The following is a 20531-nucleotide window of genomic DNA, read 5'->3' on the forward strand; positions in this document are numbered from 1 at the left end:
TTTGAAGGAGCAGTACCTGCAGTGAACAGCAATACCTGGCTTGTAGTCGGGCTCGGGAATCCCGGGCCCGGCTACAGCCGTAACCGGCACAATATCGGCCAGATGGTCCTCGATGACCTGGCCTCCCGGGTGGGCGGGAACTTCAAGACCCACAAGTCCCGGGCACAGATCCTGGAAGGCCGGCTCGGCATCGGCGGCCCGCGCGTCATCCTGGCCAAGCCGCTGACCTACATGAACCTCTCGGGCGGGCCCGTGTCGGCACTGAGCAAATTCTTCGACATTCCGGCCGACCACGTGGTGGCGGTGCACGACGAAATCGACATCCCCTTCAACACGGTCAAGCTCAAATCCGGCGGCGGAGAAGGCGGCCACAACGGGCTCCGCGACATGAGCCGGGCCCTGGGCACCAAGGACTATCTCCGGGTCCGCGTCGGTGTGGGCCGCCCCCCGGGCCGGATGGACACCGCCGACTACGTACTGAAGGACTTTCCCTCCGTCGAGGCCAAGGAACTTCCCTTTCTGATCGGCGACGCGGCGGACGCCGTGGAACTGCTGCTGACCGACGGACTGACCGCCGCACAGCAGAAATTCCATTCCGTCGGCTCCTGAAACTTCCCCTGTTTCGATCTCCGGCCGGCCTGCCGTGAAGCCAACGCCCATGTCACAGGTAGTGCCGGGAAGAAAAACGGGTACGGATCCCGTCACGGCAAAGGCACCCAACCCCATTGTTGGACTCCCTCCCCGGGCCTAGACTTAAACCATGCCTTCGGGCATTGAAAGCTGGGGCCGGCGTCGGGAGGCCTCCGAGACTGGGCCACCCCCATCCCGGCGCCGGTCCCTTTACACAATAACCGGACAAATTATCCGGTGCACAACAACCGGGCCCCGAACTGTTTTCCTCCCGTCGGGCGCCCGGTTTTTTTGCTGCCGCGGGTTGGGCATTCCCACCCGGCCTGTTCATGCATTTGTATCTAGTAGACGAAAGCCGTCATCCGGCGTACGCTCACCAGAGAGCGGCGGCAACACCACAAAGGAACTCTCAGCTCCGACGTCAAGCATCGAACGTGCTGTGGGCGCCAGTGTGTTGCCCGCCGTCTGGCGTATTTGAATCGCGGGGGGCGCGGAAATACATATGGGGACCGACACTGAGGAGCGCGGCTGGCTGGTGGGCCGCGACGACTCCCTTGCCGAAGTTTTGCGCGCCGTCGAGGCGGGCGGCGGTGCCGTGGTGGTGGGCCCCGGCGGAATCGGAAAAACCGCGCTGGTGCGGGCCGCTGCCGCCAATTCGGCCTTTCACGTGGTGAAGGTCAGGGGAAGCCAGATCGCAGGCAGGACTCCGTTCGGTGCCCTGGCCTGGTTAATCTCCGACCTGCCGGAAGGCCTGGCCTCCAGCCCCCTGAAGCTGCTGCAGGAACTGGAATCCTGCTTCGTGCGGCAGGCCGGGGGAAAGCGGATCCTGCTGCTGGTCGACAATGCCGAGCACCTGGATGATTCAACTGCCATGGTCCTCTCCCAATTGGTGCGCCGCTCCGCGGTAACCGTCCTCGCGGCCGCTGAAAAGCTGTCGGCGTCGGCACCGGAATTTCTGGCCCTGTGGACCGAAGGCCTGCTGCACCGGATCGATGTTCCTCCGCTCGCAGCGGAGCAGACCCGGGAGCTGATGCAGAAAGTCCTTGGGGGACGGGTCTCATCGGTGGCGGCCCAGGCCATGCACCGCCACTCCGGCGGCAATCCGCAAATGATCAGGCTCCTGACCCAGGATCAGGCTGATGGCGGAAGCCTCGTCCTGCAGGGCGATGTCTGGGGCCTCGCCAAGCCGCTCGTCTTCTCTGGGACAGTCACTGAATTGATCACGTCCCGGCTCAAACGGCTCCCGCCGGCGGAGCGCTCCCTGGTGGAGCTGCTGGCCTTGTCCAATGAGATTCCGTTGACCGTGGCGCAGACCTTGTTCCCCGCAGAAACCCTGGACTCCCTGGAAGAGGGCCGGGTCGTGGACATCACTGACCGCGTGATTCGGCTCGCCAGCGCCGGCACTGCCGCCGCCGTTGCCGGGGCCGTGCGGCCGGGCCGCAGCCGGGAACTCTGGGAAGAGGTTTCGCCTCTGGTGGATCCGTCGTTGCTGGGCCCTTCCGCGCTGGACAGTTTTGCCCGCTGGTCGCTGACCTGCCAAGGCACCCTGGACCCGGAGACAGCCACGCGTGCGGCCCGGCTGTCCACTGCATCGGACGATCCTGAATCCGCGCTGGAATTTATCCGGGCAGTTCCGGTTTCCCGGCGCAGCCAAGCAATGCTGCTGGAAGAAGTCCACGCACTGGAAGAATCCGGGCATTATCCGGAGGCCCTGAGCGCACTCGACAGGATCGCCGGGGTGCCGGAACCGGGCCAGCTGGAAACCTGGGTGGAACTGAGGCTGCATCAGGCGGGATTGCTGCGGCTCTTCCCTCACCACGGTGACCCGGTTGAACTCTTGGACAGCATCGGCGCTGACCTCACCGCCTACGAGGACCAGGCCGCATATCGGCAGGCTGAGGCAGCGGTGCTGCTGAGGCGCAGCTCCCTGGCCATTGATTCCGGACGCACCGTTGACGTGCCGGATCGGCAGCTTTCCGCCGTTGCCTCCGATGCTGCCCTTAGCCCGACGCATCGACTTCGGGGCCTCGCCCTGCAGTCCCAGCTCCTCGCGATGTCCGGCAACGGTGAAGAGGCGCTGCAGCTGCTGCCGGCTTTTCGGAAGGAGTTCCGGAGCACGCTTGCCGCAAGTGCGATGGATTCCGCCCATCTCCGGATGTTCCAGGCCCTGATCGCGTGTGGTGAGTACTCGCTGGCCGAGGAGCTGGTCACCGAACTGGTGGACGGCGGAAACCGCCGGGCCTTTCGCGGCAGCGCCGGCGATGCCGCAATCGGATTGGCTCATGCGCTGGCGGGCAGGCAAGACAGCGCCTTCTCCGCCGTGACCTCCGTCAGCAGTCAAATTCGTCTGCAGGATTCCAATGACGTCCTTCCGCTCGTGCAGGCTGCTGTGGGCTATGTCCTGGCTCTCCAGGGGAACGCGGAGGAGGCCGGGCGGGAGGCCGCCGCTGCTGCAGAGTACAGGTTTGAACCGCAGCAACCGGTGCGGCTGTTAACGCATGCACTTCGGCTCCAGGCCCTGCTGGCCGGGGACATTCCCAGGCTCTGCGGCGAGCTGCGCTCCCTGGCCGGGCACTGCCTCGAGCAGGGCATGGTTGCGATTGCCCTGCTCTGCCTCGCTGCAGCCGCCCGGCACGGCGATCAAAGCGTTGCGCGTGAACTGGCGGAGGCCGCCGCCCCCGCCACTGGCCGCTGGGCGAGGGCGCTCTGGTGCTTCGGCGCGGGTATCGATCGAAACGATCCGGCGCTGTTGCTGGAAAGCGCCGAGCTGGCGTCCCGGACGGGGAACGTACTGTTGTGCAACGACGCCGCACGCGCCGCACTGGTGCTGCTGGACGGCAGGACTGACGCCACGTCACGCGGGCTGGCCCGCAGCGCGCTGAGTCATGAGCGCGCCAGTTTCCGAAAACTCCGCGACGCCAATACCGTCCACGCCCGGATGGCAGCACTGAGTCCGTTTGAGGCGGATCTGGCCCGCCGTGCAGCCAGCCCGGCGACACGGACCGAAATAAGCGAAGCGCTGAACCTCTCTCCGCGCACCGTCGACTGGCACCTGGGTAAGATCTTCGACAAGCTGCACGTTTCGGGCCGCTCGGAACTCGCCGAGGTTCTGGGGTAAGCCGTGATCATGCCGAAGTCAGGGGGGACTGCGTGATAGAGGGGGTTGCTGCGCGCCCGCTGGTGGGCAGGGAGGCCGTCCTGGAGGCCGTGCTGTCCAGCGTCCTTCGACCCGGCGGCCAAGGTGCCGTAGTGGTGGCCGACGCCGGATTGGGCAAGAGCGCGCTGGCCGGCGCGGTTGCGGCGGAAGCCGAAGGCCGGATCCGCGTCCACCGGATCCACACCAGCTCCTCGCTGTCCCGCGTCCCCTACGGTGCGCTGGCGCCGCTCCTCCCGGACCTGGACCCCCGGGACACCGATTCTCCGCTGGCCGTGATGCGGTCGCTGCTGCAGCGGCTGTTTCCGGGCGACGACGTCGATCCCGCAGCGGCGCCGCTGCTGATCATCGACGATGCCGACGCCCTTGACGAGGCAGGCGCCGACCTTCTCGCCCAGCTGGTGGCGTCGGCGCGGATCCGTGTTGTCCTCCTGGCGCGGCGGATCGCCGACATACCCGCCGGCCTCGCCGGCCTGGTGTGGGAGGGCGCGCTTTCCCGGCATGAACTGCTGCCGCTGACCGAGGACCAGGTCAAGGACCTTTGCGTCCAGGTCCTGGGGGGCCCGGTGCTGACCAGCACCAGCACTGATCTGGCACGGGTCAGCGGCGGAAATCCGATGCTGGTCCTGGCGTTGCTGTCCGAAACCGTGCGGATGGGCAGCCTGGTGCTCCGCAACGAAGTGTGGCTTCTGCAAGACCAGATGCTGCCGCCGGAGGGACGGTTGGGCGATCTGCTCAGGGCCCAGCTGGCGGGTCTGAGCAAGGAGGAACACGAGGCCCTTGAGATTATTGCCCTGGCGGAGCCGCTGCCTGCCGCAACAGCGTTTGAACTCGGGCTGCACCGGGCCGTGGATTCACTGACCGAAGCAAAGCTGGTGAAGATCTCCGCTGGCCGGGGCCGGCTCCTGCGGCCCATGCACCCGGTCTACGGCGAGGTGGTGCGCCGGTTGGTTCCGGCCGCCCGAAGTGCCCGCCTGCGCCAGCGGCTGCTCACCGTCACCGATCCCTCCGAGCGCGAATCGGACAACCTGCTGCGTTGGGTGTGCTGGTCGTTGGACTGCGGGGCGGAAGTCAGCGACGCGGACCTGGTGGCGGCCGCGTACCGGGCCAACAACGTCTTTGACAGCCCCGCGGCCCTTCGAACAGCCGGTGCCGTCAAGGGGCCGGACCACGCCTTGGCGGCGCGGGTGCAGGCGGCCCGGGCCTGTTTTCAGGACGGGCACCTGGACTCGGCACGGGAACTGGTCGACGGCGTGACGGCGGTTGCATCTGACCTGACCACGCTCAAGATGGCGGTGCTGATCCGGGTCCAGGTGCATCTGTACAACCACGGGGATCCCTCAGGACTGGCCGCCATCGCCGCGGAGTGGCTGGCCGGCGTCGACCGCATTGAACGCAGCGCGGACAGCGAAACCGCGGACGCCGAGCTGATCGCGGACATCAGCTCTTCGCGCCGCGGCGGCCGGCTGCTCGCGCTGAAGGGCAGGGTTACCGCCGGCAGCTTCCACCCGGCGGAGGCAGAACTCGAGGAGATCCTCGCTGACGCGCGCAGGGCCGGCGACGACGAAGCCATCCTCGTCGCTGAGGCGCTTCTGGCCGAGATTCTCATCGCCACCGGCCGCGCCCGGGCAGCCGGGATTCTCTCCCGCGATGCCATGGTTATCCTGGATCGCGGCGGGCACCGTTTCCTCTCCTACTCGCTGTTTGTGCTGCACCGGCACGTGGACGTGCTTCTGTGGCTGGGGGAGTGGGAGGAACTGCACGCGACCCTGCGCCAGGGCGTGAGCGGAATCTTCGGCGCACTCGTCCATGTGGGCGGGACGGCTGACCTTGGGCTCGCGGTCCTGAACCTGCGGAACGACGACTCCGCTGCAGCTTTGACCCATCTGTCCGCGGCGATCGAGGGGCTTCGGACACATGATTCCGAGGGCATGCTCCCGATTGCCCTCGGCCTGGGAGCCTTGATTGCCGCGGGCGAGGGCCGCGCCGCCGCAGCGGAGGGACTGCTGGCTGAGATCAAGGTCCTCAGCCGCCGGGGGGCCGCCGCGTCGTGGCTGCTGGCGCACGGTTACGCGGCTGCGGCCAGGGCCGTGATGTCCGGTGAACGGGAACCGCCGAAAGAGCTGGGGGAGCTGGCCGCTGAGGCCGAACACGCGGGGTTCGTGGCTGCTGAACTGGAGCTGCGGACCTTGGCCCTGTCGTTCGGTGACCTGGACGGGATGAGCCGGCTGAGAAAGATCTCGGAAGAGTTTGAAGGTCCGCAGGCGGAGGTGATCGGACGCTTCGCCCGGGCCGTCCTGGACGAGGATGCCGAAGAGCTGCTGCGGCTGGGATCGGATCCGGTGGAGCCGGGCTGGGAGCGCCTGGCCAAACGGTGCACCGAGGAAGCCCTCCGCCTCGCCCGGGCCGGCGGCGACCGGGCACTGCTCAAACGGGTGCAGCGCGAACTCAACAAGAAAAACGGTCTCCCGGCGCGCCAGAAACAGAAGGCGGGGGTTCCCCTGCTGACCCGCCGGGAACACGACGTCGCCGCTTTGGTCATGCAGGGTTGCCGCAACGCTGAAATCGCCGAGCGGCTCTTCCTCTCGGTTCGCACGGTGGAGGGACACATCTACCGGACCTTCGAAAAACTTGGGATCAGCCGCAGAGAAGACCTGAAGCCGGAGCTCCTGGCCCGCAACAGCGAAGACTGACGGCGCCCGCACGACGACGGCGGCTTGCCTCGGCCCGGGAACGACGACGGCGCCCGCCTCGGCGCGTGAAAGACGACGACGGCTCGCCTCGGCGCAGGAACGACGACGGCGCCCGCCTCGGCGCGGGACCAGTACCGGCGGGGCCGGCTCAAGGTAAATCCACGCACCCGGGTGGCAGCGGATCGGGTATCCGGTACCCGTGCGGACTCCCGGCGGAAAACCTTAGGGTGAGGATGATCCTTGGCGGGCTGGTTCCTGCCGGGGGTAGCAAGGTCTCGGGAAGAAGCCGGCTGTGACCCGCCAGCCGCGCGACGCGCTCGGCTAATCATTAAGGTCCCCGATGAGTACGCTTCAACATCCCAGCCCGCCCACCGGGCCTGCAGACGCCCGCAGCAGCGCGGCGCCGGCTGTTTCTCCGAACCCGGAACGGGCAACCGCACCGGTGCAGCGGCAGCTCCTCAGTGATGCGCGCGATGCCGCGCGCGGCGTGGTCACGGCTTCGCTCGACGGCCGCGGGGCGGTCATCCTGGGCGCGCCGGGCATTGGCAAAACCACCCTCGCCCGGGAAGCCGCGGAACGCTACGGCGGATTCCAGGTACAACTGCGCGGCAGCAACCTCTCGGCCCAGACACCATACGGCGCGTTGGCCTGGCTGCTCAGTGATCTGCCCGCGGCGGAACTCGCCAACCCGGTCCAGGTGCTGCGTGCACTGGAAGCCCTGCTGCTCCGGCAGGCGGCCGGACGGCGGATCATCATGGTGATCGACAACGCCGAGGAGATCGATGAACTGGCTGTGCTGGTGACCTCGGAGCTCTGCCGGCGGGGAACCGTGGCCCTCCTGCTGATCTGCGGTGACCTGATCCGGTGCCATCAGGAATATGTCCGGCTGTGGACGGACGGATCCTTGAAGCGGCTCGACCTGGCACCCCTTGACCCGGTGCGGACCGGGGAACTGCTGGCCAAGACCGCCGGCGGACCGCTGACCACCAGGGCGCGGCAGATGCTGTGGCAGCAGAGCAGGGGAAATCCCCTGCTGGCCTCGCTGCTCTGCCGGGACCACATCGCGGCCAAGTCCCTGGTGCACCGGCGCGGCTTTTGGACCTGGGTCGGCCCGCCCGTGCACACGGGTGAGCTGCTGGAACGCGTGGAAGCGGTGCTGCGCCGCTTCACCGGCGAGGAACGGCGCGCGGTGGAAATACTGGCCCTCTGCCGCGAACTGCCGCTGGCAACTGTCCTGCAGCTCGTCCCCGCCCACACCCTGGACTCCCTCGAAGAAGGATCGGTGGTCACCATCAATGGGGGACATGGCCAGCCCGTCCGGCTGGCCTGGCATCTCCAGCCGGCCACGATCGCGGCCAGGATTCCCTTCGGCCGCAGCCGGGACCTGTGGTCCGAGATGACGCGGGTTGTTGATTTGACCGCCCTCACGGCAGCCACCGCCGCCGGTTTGGCCGACTGGTCCCTCTCCGTGGGAATCGCACCGGAGGGGCCGAGCGCCCTCGCTGCCGCGCGCTGGGCCAACGAAACGGGTGACACCGACGCGGCACTGCGGTATGCGCGTGCCGTCGTCGCCCCGCGGCCCCTTGCCGTTCTGCTGGAGGAAGCGGATGCGCTGAGGGCCGAGGGCAAGCACACGCAGGCGCATCGGGTTCTTGCCGCAGCGGAAACCGGGCGCGCCGGCAACCCGGACGATGCGCCGGCGGAACTGCGCCTGAGGCTCCTGATCGGCCGTGCCCTTGCGGCGGCCCGCACGCCGGGTTGCTGGGACAATCCGGAGCTGCTGCTGGAACGGGCCGAACGGCTGCTGCCCGAAGACACGGGGGCGCAGCCCGGTCCCACGCTGGAGGTCACGCTGGCGCGGGCCGAGCTCCTGTCCCTTGCCGGCCGGTTCAGCAAAATGCCGGCGTCCCTGGCCGACGACTTCGCCGATCCGGCCGTGCCGGCGGCCCGCCGGCTGTGGGCCGGAATCCGCTGCGCCCAGCAGAGTGCTGCCGCCGGCCGGTTTGCTGAAGCGGCATCGCTGGCGGGCCAGGTGCGAAACAGACTGGCGGCCGGCATCCAGGCCGACGTCCGCACCCGGGAGCAGCTGTTCCACCACCTCTTTTTCCTGCTGATTCAGTGCGGTGAGCTGGGGGCTGCGCAAGCCATGACCTCCGCAGCTGCGGATCCCGGAAACAGCTCCGGGCTGTGCACGCCCACCGGCACTGAACTTCCCCTGGGGCTGGTGCACGCCTACGCCGGGCGCTGCGATGTGGCACTGGAGTTTCTCCAGCCGGCGCTGGCGCAGCTTGAATCCCATGATCCGGATGGCATGCTGCCCCTCGCCGCCGCAGCTGCAGCCTACTGCGGCCTGCTCAAGCGGGAGACAGGCAGTGCTGCGGACCTGCAATCGCCCCCGGAAGCTCACGATCACACCGATCCCGGCACCGAATCAGCCCAGCGGTACTTCCGACTGCTGGCGTCGCGGGCTTACTCACCGCCAGCGGCAGCGGATGAGCTTTATCTCTTTGCCTCGGACGCGCTGAAGGCCGGGGACGTCCCGAGCGCACTCCTCGGGTTCTCGGCGGCGGCGGTCAGCGGGCACCGGGCGGCCGCGCAGGATCTTGCCGCGGCGGCCGACGCCGCGGACGGAGCGCCGGCCGACATGTACGCCCACCTTGCAGCCGGCCTGTTGAACGACGACGTTCCGGCCCTGATCATGGCCGCTGAAGCGGCGCTAAGGCAGCGGAACAGCCTCCTGGGCCACGCCGCTGCGCAGGCCGCCCGCGAGCTGGCCGACGGCGGCAGCAACCGGGCGCTGCTGCGGCGGGCGCGGCAGCTGGAGTATCGGTCCTTTCGGACACTGTCGCCGAGAAACAGTGTCGAGCACGGGCTGTCGCAGCTGGGAGACTTCGAGCGGGATCTGGCGCTGCGGGCCGCAGCAGGTGAAACCAGTGCCGATCTGGGTCGGCGGTTCCACCTGTCGGCGCGGACCGTGGACTGGCACCTGGGCCGCGTATTCGCCCGGCTGCACGTTGTGGGCAGGACCGATCTGCAGAACGTACTGACGAAGCGGGAATGATCAGCTCCGCTGGCCGCCTGCACGCGCAAAGCCGCTCCGGCACCTAGGACCGGGTAATCCGATACGTCCTAACCGAGTAATTTCCGCACGGAAACGGAACGAAACCTGAGTAGTGCGTCCGTGCCGCTGGTGAGTGCTACTCGTGTTCCTACTCTGAGGGGCTCCTACTCTTGCGGCAGACATTGAACACGAGCCTTGCCCTGCGGGAACTCCGCGAGGTCAGGGCCGCCGGCAGAATTGGGTCTCACCGTGCACAACAGCATTCACCAGTCCTATGTTCGTCATTCCTCCGGTCCGGCACCAGACACAGCCGGACCGGCTTCCTTTGCGCAGCTTCCCCGGCCCGACGGTGCGCCCCGGGAAGACACCATGCGGGAAGACCAGGCAGCTCCGCCGCGCTTTGTCGGCCGGGCCGCGGTGACCGCGACCATCCTTGATCGGCTGGCCGCCGGCGGGGGAGCCGGCTGCATCCTCGTGGGTGAGCCGGGCAGCGGCAAGACCGCCCTGATCCACCACGTGCTGCGGCACTGCAGCTCGGACACCTACGTGGTCCATGTGCGCGGATCAGCCTTCTCCGGGCGCACCCCCTTTGGCGCCCTGACCTTTCTCCTGTCGGAACTGGAACCGGACGTCTCCTCGCACCCGGTGCTGATCCTGCGCGGACTGACCCGCCTGATCCAGGAGCGTGCCCAGGGCCGCGCCGTCCTGCTGGCCGTGGACAACGGAGAAGACCTGGACGAGTTCTCCGCCATGGCCCTCAGCCAGATGGTCCTGAGCCGGACGGCGGGGCTGCTGGCCTGCTTCCGTGACTTCAGCAAGGCGCCGGCGGAGTTCACCGGCCTGTGGCGCGAAGGCATCCTTTCCCGGGTGGACCTGGAGCCCCTGGACCTGGCGGAAACCGCCGAGCTGTTGGCGGCCGAACTTGATGCTCCCGTCTCCGGTGCCGCCGTTGCGGATCTGCAGCGGTTTACCGGCGGCAACCCGCACCTGCTGACCCTGGCCTGCCAGGACTACCGCGATTCCGGCCGGTTGCGCCGCTCCGGAGCGGTCTGGGTGTTGGAACTGAACCAACCCGCACCGGCGGGGCGCGTGGCCGAGGTCGTCCTGGGACGGCTGGCGTCGCTGACCGAGCGGCAGACGGCGCTGGTGCGCACCGTGGCGCTGGCGGACTCAATGCCGCTGGCCGCGGCCCTGCACGACGTGGAACCCGGAGAAGTGGACACGCTCCAGGAACAGGGGATCCTCGCCGTCGACCGGCAGAGTGTTCCGCGTGTGCGGATCCGGGATGCGGTGCTGGCGGGCGCCGTCCGCCTCTCCCTTGATGCCACCGAGCGCAGGCGGCTCCTGCACCGGCTGCGGTCCGCCGTTGCGGTGTCACCGCAGGAGAACGGTGCGGCAGGTGCCAAGGGGACACCGGAGAGCGACGACGTCGATCCGGCGGCGGGCGTGCTGGATCCGGCGAGCCTGGCGCTGTGGCGCCTGGACGGCGGCGAGTCGTTGACTCCCGGCGCGGCAGTGGCGGCCGCCCGCGCTGCCAACGAGGCGGGCGATCCGGCGGGCGCCATCCGCTTCCTTTCCGCCCGGGTGGATTTTGGGCGGAGCGCTGAAGCCGTGTTGGAGCTGGTGGCCGCCCGGATGACACTGGGCGAATACGGCGCGGCCATGGCAGCGCTCAGCGGCTACCGAAACCGCGGGCAGGAGGCCACGCCGCTGGAGGAGGTGCGGCTGCTGCTCGCGGAAAACCGGGTGCTGTGCATGGCCGCCACAGGGGCCCTGTCCGGTGGACTTCCGGCCGGAGCCCTGCCTGCCGGCGCCGCGAAAAAGCATGACGAGCTGCTGCGGCAGGCCGAACAACGGGTGGCGGAACTCGCTGCGGCGGGGACGATCAGCAGGGCGGACACCGCCGTGCTGGACCGCGGCATGATCCTGGCCAGGGCGGAGTGCAACTCGACCCACGGGCGGTTCCTGGAGAATGCCGCCTATCTGGCTCCGGTGCACGCCGGTGCGTCGGGGCGGGACAAGGGATTCCGGGTGCTGATCGGTTCCTGGCTGTGTGAGGCGCTGGGGATGACGGACCGGCAGGATGACGCCGTCGAGCTGGCCCAGGAGGTTGAGCGGCTCCTGGCGGAGCCGGACGTCAGCCCCGGCGACAGGAGCTCGTCGTTTGCGCGGATCATCCACGTCTACCTGGCTATCGGCGCCCTGCAGGACGCCACCCGGCTCCTGGCCCAGCAGCAGGCGCACGGGCAGCCCACCCTGTTCCCCGGGATGTTCGGCGAACTGGGCGAGGGGCTGCTGCACGCCTTTGCCGGGGATCCGGAGCAGGCGTTGCGCTGCCTGGTTCCCGCCGTCGCGCAGCTTCGGCTCGGAGGCCCGGAATCGATGATCCCGCTCGCCGCGGCGGCCGCGGCCTACTGCCATGCGCTGCAGACGGACCGCTTGGGAGCGGAGATGTACCTGAAGCTGGGCGCCAAGGCAGCCGACGGCGGCCCCTGGTCGGTGCGCCGCGGCGCCCGGCACTTTGCCGCCCTCGCCGACGCAGCCCTGGCCGGTTCCGTCCCGTATGCCGCCGGCACAGGTTCCGGGGGTGGCGGTTCCGCCGGCGCCCGCACCACGAGGTCTCCGCAAACGGCGGCCCGGCGCTTCATCGATCTGGCTGCCCATGACCACCGGCGCGGTGCGTACTCCTACGAACTGCTCTCCCTGCTCAGCGCCGTCCGGCTGGGAGACCTGGAGAACTTGGACCGGGTCCTCTCGGTGGCAGCCCATCAGCAGGGACCGTTTGCCAGGATTTGTGAGACCTATGCCAAGGGGGCCGGCAGCTTTGATGCCCAGCTGTTGATCCAGGCGGCGGAAATGGCGGAGGCCAACGGCCAGGTGCTGTTCGCCCGGGAAGCGTCCGAACGCGCGTTGGCGGTGGCATCGGGTGCGGGGGACCGGGCCACGGTGCGGTTCATCCACCGCAGCCGGCGCGGCACTGCAACCCCGGGAGCCGTCGAGGGAACGGACTCCGCAGGTGATTACCTCAGCGCGCTGACGTCGCGGGAACGGTCGATCGCCCGGATGGCTGCCGCCGGGACAAGTAACAAGGCCATCGCCGCTGAGCTGAACATCTCGGTGCGGACCGTGGAAGGACACCTGTACCAGGTGTATTCCAAGCTCCATGTGGGGAGCCGGCGGGAGCTGGCCAAGATCATCGCCGACAAGTCAGGGGAACGAAAATGATGGGCAGCACCGGTACCGGCGAGCGCAGTAAGCCCGCCCTGTTGCTCGGCCGGGACAAGGAAGTGCAGGAGATCACCGCCCGGCTGCTTGAACCCGGACTGCGCGGCGCCGTGATTATCGGAGCCGGGGGCATGGGCAAATCGGCGCTCGCCGACCACGTGCTGGAACGGCTGGACGGCATCGTGAGCGCTTCGTTCATCCACGGGAGCCCCGTCCTGTCCCGCATGCCGTACGGTGTGCTGTCGCCCTACCTTGAAGCTGCCGGCCCCGAGGACATGGAGTCGCCGCTGGCGGTCCTGCGCACGATCCGCCGCTACTTCCGCCGGCTCACCGAGACGGGCAGCCCGCAGCCGCTGCTGGTGATTGATGATGCCCAGTACCTGGACGAGGCGAGCTGCCACATCCTGACGCAGCTGGCGATGTCCGGCGAGCTGCGGCTGCTGGTGCTGACGCGTCCCCGCGCACACCATATCCACGAACTCCTCTCGCTGGCCCGCGACGGTTTGCTGGCCCGCATTGATCTTGGTCCGCTGTCGGCGGAAGCGGTTCACGAAGTGTGCCAGGGGGTCCTCGGCGGTCCGGTGCTGAGGGCCACCTCGGCACTGCTCGGCGCGGCATCCGGGGGCAATCCGCAGTTCCTGAAGGCGCTGCTCGCCCAGTCCCGCCGGCACGGCCAGCTGGCCGAAGGCAACGGTGCCTGGTTCCTGCGCAGCGAGCCCGACGGCATGGACGCCTCAGTGGTGGACCTGGTCAAGGGACAGCTTGCGAGCCGGACACCCGCGGAGCGTGAAGTACTGGAAACCCTGGCATTGGCGCAGCTGCTGCCCCGTTCCGTCCTCTCCGCCGTCAGCGGGCCCGCCCCGGTCCACGCCCTGCTGGCTGACGGCGCCCTGCAGCCCGGTACGGGACGGGCCGAACTGCTCGGCCTGCCTCAGCCGCTGCACGCCGAAGTCATCCGGTCCCTGGTACCCGCTGTCCGCAGCGCTGCCCTTCGGGCTCGGGTGCTCAGCGCGCTGGACAGCGAACAGGCGCGCGGGGCAACGTTCCCCGCGGATGACGCGGGCTGGCTCCGCCGCATGGAATGGGGTCTGGACTGCGGTGACACGGTGACGGACGAGGAGCTGGTTCGAGCCGCAAGAATGGCCAACGACGCCGCCCGGCCTGCGCTGGCGGTCCGTTTCGGAGCCGCCGTGCGCAGCGACCGGCACCTGCTTTCGGCGCGGGTGGAAACGGCTTCCGCCAGTGTTCAGGCCGGTGATTTGGCCCGCGCACATGTCCTGCTGGAAGGCATTCTGGAACCCGGACAACCAACCCTGGCGGCGGACCAGGAAACCCTGGAACGTGCGGTGCTGGCGACGGCCCACCTGTATTTCCGCTCCGGGAAATCCGGAGCCGAGATGACTGATCTCGCCGATGCGTGGTGCGCCGCGTCCGAAGAACTTTCCGCCCGAAACGGGGGCAGCGGAGAACTTCCCGAAGCGGCTGCCGCAGGGGTTGAACTGCTGCGCACCATGGCCCTGATGGTGGACGGAAACTACCCTGCCGCACTGGCCCGGCTTACCGGCCCGGCCGTCCACCGGATGCCGGCGGACTCCGGCGCAGATCCCCGGTGGGCCGTGGCGTTCCACTGTCTGCTGGCCGAACTGCTGGTGTCGGCGGGCGGGATCAGCAGCGCCCTGGAGCATTCCGGTGCCGCCCTTGAACTTATCGGGCGCCACGGCGGACCCCTCAATGCCGCGTGCGGAGGAGCACTGGTGCGTCACGCGCAGGGGTTGCTGCACGGGGGCCGTTTTGCTGACCTCGAGCAGCTCCTGGAGGCAGTCCTGGAGGGCCCAGCGCATCACCTGATCACATACGGCGGCACCATGGGGGTTTTTGAGGGCGCGGTGGAGATTCACCAGGGCAGGCTGCGGGAAGGCCTGGAACGCCTGCATCCGGCCGTGGAAGCCCTCAGGGTGTCCGACCCGCAAATGCTCCTGCCCTACGCCCTGGGACTGGCCGGCTACGCGTCCACGGTGGTCGGGGACCAGAACCAGACGGCCCGCTACGCCAAGGAGCTCCGCAGCCTCAGTTGCTCCGGCCCGCGGCCGCTGTGGCTGGTGGGTCAGGCCTACGCTGCTGCGGCCCTGGTGTCGTCTGAATCCGACGGCAGCGTTCAGCAGCTGGCCGAGATCGCCGAGCAGGCGCGCGCCGAGGGATTCCTGGCGGCCGAAATGGACATCCTCGAGCTGTGCCTGGCCGTGGGCGACCTTCGCCAGGCTCCCCGGATGCTGGAGGTCAGCGCGGCCTGCGAGGGAGGGGCAGCGCAGGCCCTGCACGCCTACGCGGGCGCCATAACGTCCGGAAGCCCGGACCGCATGGTGGCAGCCGCCGACGAAGCCGTCCGGCATCGGAAGTACCTGATTGCGGTGGAGAGCATCGGCCACGCCATCCGCTTTTACGGCGAGCACGGCAATCTGCGCCGGCAACGCGCCCTGATCCAGCAGCTGCGCCGGCGTCGCGGGGAGCTCGCCGGAGTCACCGTGTCGTATCTGAGTCCGTCCCTCCACCTGGTCCGGCTGACGCGGCGTGAGCATGAGATCGTCGAGCTGCTGCTCTCCGGCGCCAGCACCAAGGACGTGGCGGCTCATTTCACCCTCTCGCAGCGGACGGTGGAGGGCCATGTCTACCGGATCTACGTGAAGTTGGGGATCAGCCGGCGGGCCGACCTCGAAGCGGCCTACCTGGCGCTGGAGCCGGGGGCCAGCTCGTCGGCCCGCCACTGACGGGCAGCCCGGCCGGCAAGCTATGGAGCCGGCCCGGCGGCACAGTGGGCCCCGGTTTGATGAAGACCGGCCCAAACGTTGACTCAACGTTTGGGCCGGTTTTTTTGCGTGCCGGAGCACTGCAAAAGGGGCGGCTCCAAGTAGTGGCAGGTAAATCTCCCGCAAAGGGAGAAGTCGGGTCGGGGAGTCGAGTACGCATTACTCGTGCTGCACTTTGCCGCCGCTTCTAATGTCGTTTTTGTTGATTGATTGTTGCGAACTAAAGCGGGTTCCAAATGCAGGTTTGTGCGGTATTCCCAGAACGGAATTATCCGGCGCAAACCACGGCCCGCTTCGCAGCCAGTCATCCGGCGCCCCAGGCGCCGGCCCCCCGACCGGGGTCGACGGCGTCGAAGCCTCTTGAGACCAAGGCTTCCCCCCAGCCGTCGTCGGCCCCTTCGGAAGCCTCCAAATCATAGGGAGGGTCCCTGATGACCGAAGTCAAAGATGCCCCAGCCCGGCTCGATCTGACGCTGCCCGTTCCCTTCACTTTCCCCGACTACAAAAGCTTCACGCCCGTGCGGCGGCGGCTGGCCAGTGACAGCGTGCGGGAGACCAACCGCTACCGCAAAATCCTGCTGGCCTTTGATCTGGCAGTGGTGACCTCTGCCGTGGCGGTGGCTCATCTGACGCGGTTCGGAGTGGAAACGCAGTACATGTCCGGCGGTGGAAACCTGAACATTCCCTACATCGCCGTCTCCGCCGGCATCTGGGCCGCCTGGGCGGTGTCGCTGGCCATCTACCGGACCCGCGATGCGCGGATTGTCGGCACCGGAGCCGATGAATACCGGCGCGTCACCAGCGCCACAGTGGTGGTGATGGGGCTCATCGCGGTGTTCTGCCTGGCCCTCCAAGTGGATATTGCCCGCGGCTACTTCGCGCTGGCGTTTCCGATCGGGCTGGGCGGTCTCCTGATCTTCCGGTTCCTGCTGCGCCAGTGGCTGGCGGGGCAGCGGAGGAAGGGCCGGTACCTCTCCAAGGTCATCATCCTGGGCAAGCCCAAGGATGTCCGCTACGTGGCCAATCAAATCCAGCGCAGGGACGGCTCCGCCTACCGGGTCATCGGCGCTGCGCTCACCACCCCCGGCGACAAGGAGCTGTGCGTCAACGGGAAGCGGATTCCCGTCGTGGCGGACCGCGACACCGTGGTGGGAGCCGTGCGCCAGCTGCGGGCCGACGCCGTCATCGTCGCCGGCCGCATGAAGGGCGGCAGTTCCTACGTGCAGAAGCTGGGCTGGCAGCTGGAGGAATCCGCCACCCAGCTCATCCTGACCACCGGCCTGACCAACGTGGCAGGACCCCGGATCCACGCCCGTCCCGTAGAGGGCCTGCCCCTGATGCACGTGGAGCTGCCGCAGTACGCGGGCGGCAGGCACATGCTCAAGCGCGGACTGGACATGCTGCTTTCCGGCGGCGCGCTGGTGGCACTGATTCCGGTCTTCGCGGTCCTCGCGGTGCTGATCCGGCGGGACAGCCCGGGCCCGGTGATTTTCCGCCAGGAACGGGTGGGCCGCGGCGGCGAACCCTTCGAGATGCTCAAGTTCCGCTCCATGGTGCAGACGGCCGAGGATGACCTGGCCGGCCTGCTGGACCGCAACGAAGGCTCCGGAGTGCTCTTCAAGATGCAGCATGACCCGCGTGTCACCTCGGTGGGCCGCTGGATGCGGAAGTACTCGCTGGATGAGCTGCCGCAGCTCTGGAACGTCTTCCTGGGGCACATGTCCCTGGTGGGCCCCCGGCCGCCGCTGCCGCGTGAAGTGGCGCAGTACGGCGGCCAGGTGCACCGCCGCCTCTACATCAAGCCCGGCCTGACCGGCATGTGGCAGATCAACGGGCGGTCGGAACTCAACTGGAAGGACGGCGTACGGCTGGACCTGTACTACGTCGAAAACTGGTCGCTCGCCGGCGACCTCATCATTCTCTGGCGCACGGTGCAAATGCTCCGCCGGCCAGTGGGCGCCTACTAGCCCGTCCCTTCCGGCTTCGGCTGGTCTCATCACAAAGAAAGCGGAAACCATGAAAAAATCCCTAGTTACCGGCGCCGGCGGATTCATCGGCGGCCACCTCGTTGCCCGGCTGCTCAGCGACGGCCACGAGGTGCGGGCAGTGGACTGCAAGCCCCTGGACGAGTGGTACCAGATTTCCGAGGGCGCTGAAAACATCCAGGGGGACTGCTCCCTTCTGGAGACGGCGCACGAGGTCAGCCGCGGAATGCAGGATGTGTACAACCTCGCCGCGGACATGGGCGGCATGGGGTTCATTGAGAACAACAAAGCCCTGTGCATGCTCACCGTCCTGACCAGCACGCACATGCTCGTGGCAGCCCGCGACGCCGGAGCGGAACGGTTCTTCTACAGCAGCTCGGCGTGCGTCTATGCGGCCGACCACCAGACGAACGCCGACGTCGTGGCGCTGCGGGAGGAAGACGCCTATCCGGCCCAGCCCGAGGACGGCTACGGCTGGGAGAAGCTGTTCACCGAACGCATGTGCCGGCACTTCCAGGAGGACTACGGCCTGCAGACCCGGGTGGCCCGCTTCCACAACGTGTACGGCCCGGAAGGCACCTGGGAGGGCGGCCGGGAGAAGGCGCCGGCGGCACTGTGCCGCAAGTTCGCCCACGCTTCGCTGACCGGAGAGCTGGACGTGGAAATCTGGGGCGACGGCGAACAGACCCGCAGCTTCATGTACATCGACGACTGCGTCCGCGGCATCCTGGAAATCATGAACGGCGACTCCGCCGAACCGGTGAACCTGGGATCGGCTGAGCTGGTGTCCATCAACCAGATGGCGGACCTGCTGGAGAAGATCTCCGGCACGGTGGTCAACCGCAAGTACAAGCTGGACGCCCCGCAGGGCGTGCGCGGCCGGAACAGCGACAACACGCTGTTCCGGGACACCTACGGCTGGGAACCGTCCATCTCCCTGTATGACGGCCTGGAGCGGACCTACGCCTGGATCCAGGACCAGGTCAAGGCGCAAAGGGTGTAGCCGTGCGCATCCAAATGCATGATTTCTCCGGTCATCCCTTCCAGGCCGAGCTGTCCCGCGAGCTGGCGGCCCGCGGGCACTTTGTGGACCATGTGTACTCGACGCAGTACGGCAGCGGAAAGGGAACGCTGGAACGGACGGCGGCGGATTCGGACCGGCTGACCTTTTCTCCGCTCACCGCGGACACGCCGTTCCAGAAATACAGCGCCATGGGCCGGATCCGGTTCGAACGGTCCTATGCGGTGGCCTGGCAGAAGCACATCCGGGCCACCGCCCCGGACTGCATCGTGGCCTGCAACGTGCCGCTGTTCACCCTGGCCGATTTCCGGCGGGCAGCCGCCCGCCGGAAGCAGCCCTGGCTGCTCTGGCACCAGGACCTCTTCAGCAACGCCATTTCCGAGGAGCTCAGCCGGCGGCTGCCCGGGCCGGCGGCCTTCGCCGGCCGTGCCCTGGTACGCCGCATGGAGGCGAAGGTGGTGCGCTCAGCCACGCAGGTGGTGGCGATCGGTGAGGAGTTCCGCCAGGCGTACCGGCTCTGGGGTCTGGCCACGGACCACGTCACAGTCATCCCCAACTGGGCGCCGCTGGATGAGATCACACCGCGTCCGCGGGAAAACGCCTGGTCGGCGCGGCATCTGCCGGCCGGGCCGGAACTGCGGCTGCTGTACGCAGGAACCCTGGGCCGCAAGCACAATCCGCTGCTGCTGGCCGGGCTGCTGCGGTCGGCGCTGGCTGCGGGCCTGCCTGCACGGCTGGTCGTGGCCTCGGAAGGGGACGGGATCGAGATGCTGCGGGAGGACGTCGGCCGTGAACCGGAGCTTCCGGTCACGCTGCTGCCGTTCCAGCCGGCGGCAGAGCTGCCGGACATGCTGGGCTCCGCTGACGTGTTGGTAACCATCCTGGAACCCGGTGCTTCCCGCTTCTCGATTCCCAGCAAGGTGCTGTCCTCGCTGGCCGCGGGCCGCCCGATCCTTGGGCTGATGCCCGATGACAACCCGGCCGCGGCGGACATTCGGTCTGCGGACGGGTTTGTCGGCCCGCCCACCGACTTCGGAGTTGCCGGGGGCGTGGGATGGCTGCGCCGGCTGCACGGGGATCCGGCTGCGGTCCTTGCCGCGGGCGCAAAGGGACGGGAGCTGGCGGAGAGCAGGTTCGGCATCGGACCCATCACCGACCGCTTCGAAGCGGCGCTTCGGCGCGCGGCTCCCGGACTTCCCGAGCCCGCTGACCTGGACACCTTGCCCCGGCTCCGCCCCGCTCACGCCGCCGCGCCGCGTGGCTTCCTGCGAAAGGTGTCGTGATGCTCAAGCACCAGCCGGACGGGCAGGCACCGGAGACCGGGCCGGCGCCGCAGGACGACGGCGGTGCGCCGCGGCGCCGTCGTCCTCCGGTGATTGACCTTTCCCGGGCACCGGGTGCGGGTGAGGCGTGGGGCCGGCCGCGGGCGGTGGTGTACCTGTGGTCGGCGTGTGAACTGGTCTTCGTCACCAACCCGTGGCAGATCAGTTCGCGCCTGCGCGTGGCAGTGCTGCGGGCCTTTGGCGCGGAGATCGCCGACGGGGTGATCTTCCGTCCGCGGACCCGGGTCAAGTCACCGTGGAAGCTGCATGTCGGGGCGCGTACCTGGATCGGTGAAGGCGTCTGGTTCCACAACCAGGACCACGTTTATGTGGGCGCCGACGTCGTGATTTCCCAGGAGACGTTCCTGACCACCGGCAGCCACCGGGTGCGCAGCGACATGGGGCTGGTCACCAGCCCCATCCGGATTGCGGACGGTGCCTGGATCACGTCCCGCTGCATGGTCCTCGGCGGATCCCTTATCGGGGAGTCGGCCGTCGTGCAGCCCATGACGCTGGTCAAGGGCGAGGTGGGCGCCAACCGCGTGTTTGGCGCTGCGGTGCCGCCCGCGGAACTGGGCTACAGGTTTGCTCCGGAAACAGCTGCCGGTGAAGCCCGTCCGGGGGAGCGGGCATGAG

General features: G+C 68.3%; 10 protein-coding genes. All 10 read left to right on the forward strand.

Annotation, left to right across the window (positions count from 1 at the left end):
* The first annotated feature begins 21 nt into the window (after positions 1-21).
* Positions 22-609, forward strand: coding sequence for an aminoacyl-tRNA hydrolase (gene pth / locus QNO08_RS04555; protein WP_229967199.1), 588 nt, complete (start codon positions 22-24; stop codon positions 607-609).
* 523 nt (positions 610-1132) lie between these two features.
* Positions 1133-3748 carry a helix-turn-helix transcriptional regulator gene (locus QNO08_RS04560; RefSeq protein WP_229967201.1) on the forward strand — a complete coding sequence of 872 codons (2616 nt, stop codon included), beginning with the start codon at positions 1133-1135 and terminating at the stop codon, positions 3746-3748.
* Positions 3749-3780: 32 nt separating this feature from the next.
* Positions 3781-6477 carry a LuxR C-terminal-related transcriptional regulator gene (locus QNO08_RS04565; RefSeq protein WP_229967203.1) on the forward strand — a complete coding sequence of 899 codons (2697 nt, stop codon included), beginning with the start codon at positions 3781-3783 and terminating at the stop codon, positions 6475-6477.
* 340 nt (positions 6478-6817) lie between these two features.
* The gene (locus tag QNO08_RS04570) at positions 6818-9538 is read left to right on the forward strand and encodes an AAA family ATPase (RefSeq protein ID WP_229967205.1); all 2721 of its coding nucleotides are present in this window, start codon (positions 6818-6820) and stop codon (positions 9536-9538) included.
* Between the two features lie 249 nt (positions 9539-9787).
* Positions 9788-12763 carry a helix-turn-helix transcriptional regulator gene (locus QNO08_RS04575; protein ID WP_284155644.1) on the forward strand — a complete coding sequence of 992 codons (2976 nt, stop codon included), beginning with the start codon at positions 9788-9790 and terminating at the stop codon, positions 12761-12763.
* Positions 12760-15528, forward strand: coding sequence for a LuxR family transcriptional regulator (locus tag QNO08_RS04580; RefSeq protein WP_229967209.1), 2769 nt, complete (start codon positions 12760-12762; stop codon positions 15526-15528). The genes QNO08_RS04575 and QNO08_RS04580 overlap by 4 nt, the downstream gene beginning before the upstream one ends.
* A gap of 470 nt (positions 15529-15998) precedes the next feature.
* On the forward strand, positions 15999-17534 hold the full coding sequence (locus QNO08_RS04585; RefSeq protein ID WP_229967211.1) for a sugar transferase: 1536 nt from the start codon (positions 15999-16001) through the stop codon (positions 17532-17534).
* A gap of 49 nt (positions 17535-17583) precedes the next feature.
* Positions 17584-18555, forward strand: a complete 972-nt coding sequence (locus QNO08_RS04590; protein WP_229967213.1) for an NAD-dependent epimerase/dehydratase family protein — start codon at positions 17584-17586, stop codon at positions 18553-18555.
* A 2-nt stretch (positions 18556-18557) separates the two neighbouring features.
* A complete protein-coding gene (locus QNO08_RS04595; protein ID WP_229967215.1) occupies positions 18558-19856 on the forward strand; it encodes a glycosyltransferase family 4 protein in 1299 nt (432 codons plus the stop codon).
* Positions 19856-20530 (forward strand): LbetaH domain-containing protein, encoded by a 675-nt coding sequence (locus QNO08_RS04600; protein ID WP_229967216.1) that lies wholly within the window; start codon positions 19856-19858, stop codon positions 20528-20530. Before QNO08_RS04595 ends, QNO08_RS04600 begins: the two co-directional genes overlap by 1 nt.
* Position 20531: the final 1 nt, after the last annotated feature.

This window comes from Arthrobacter sp. zg-Y820 (assembly GCF_030142155.1).
Lineage (GTDB): Bacteria > Actinomycetota > Actinomycetes > Actinomycetales > Micrococcaceae > Arthrobacter_B.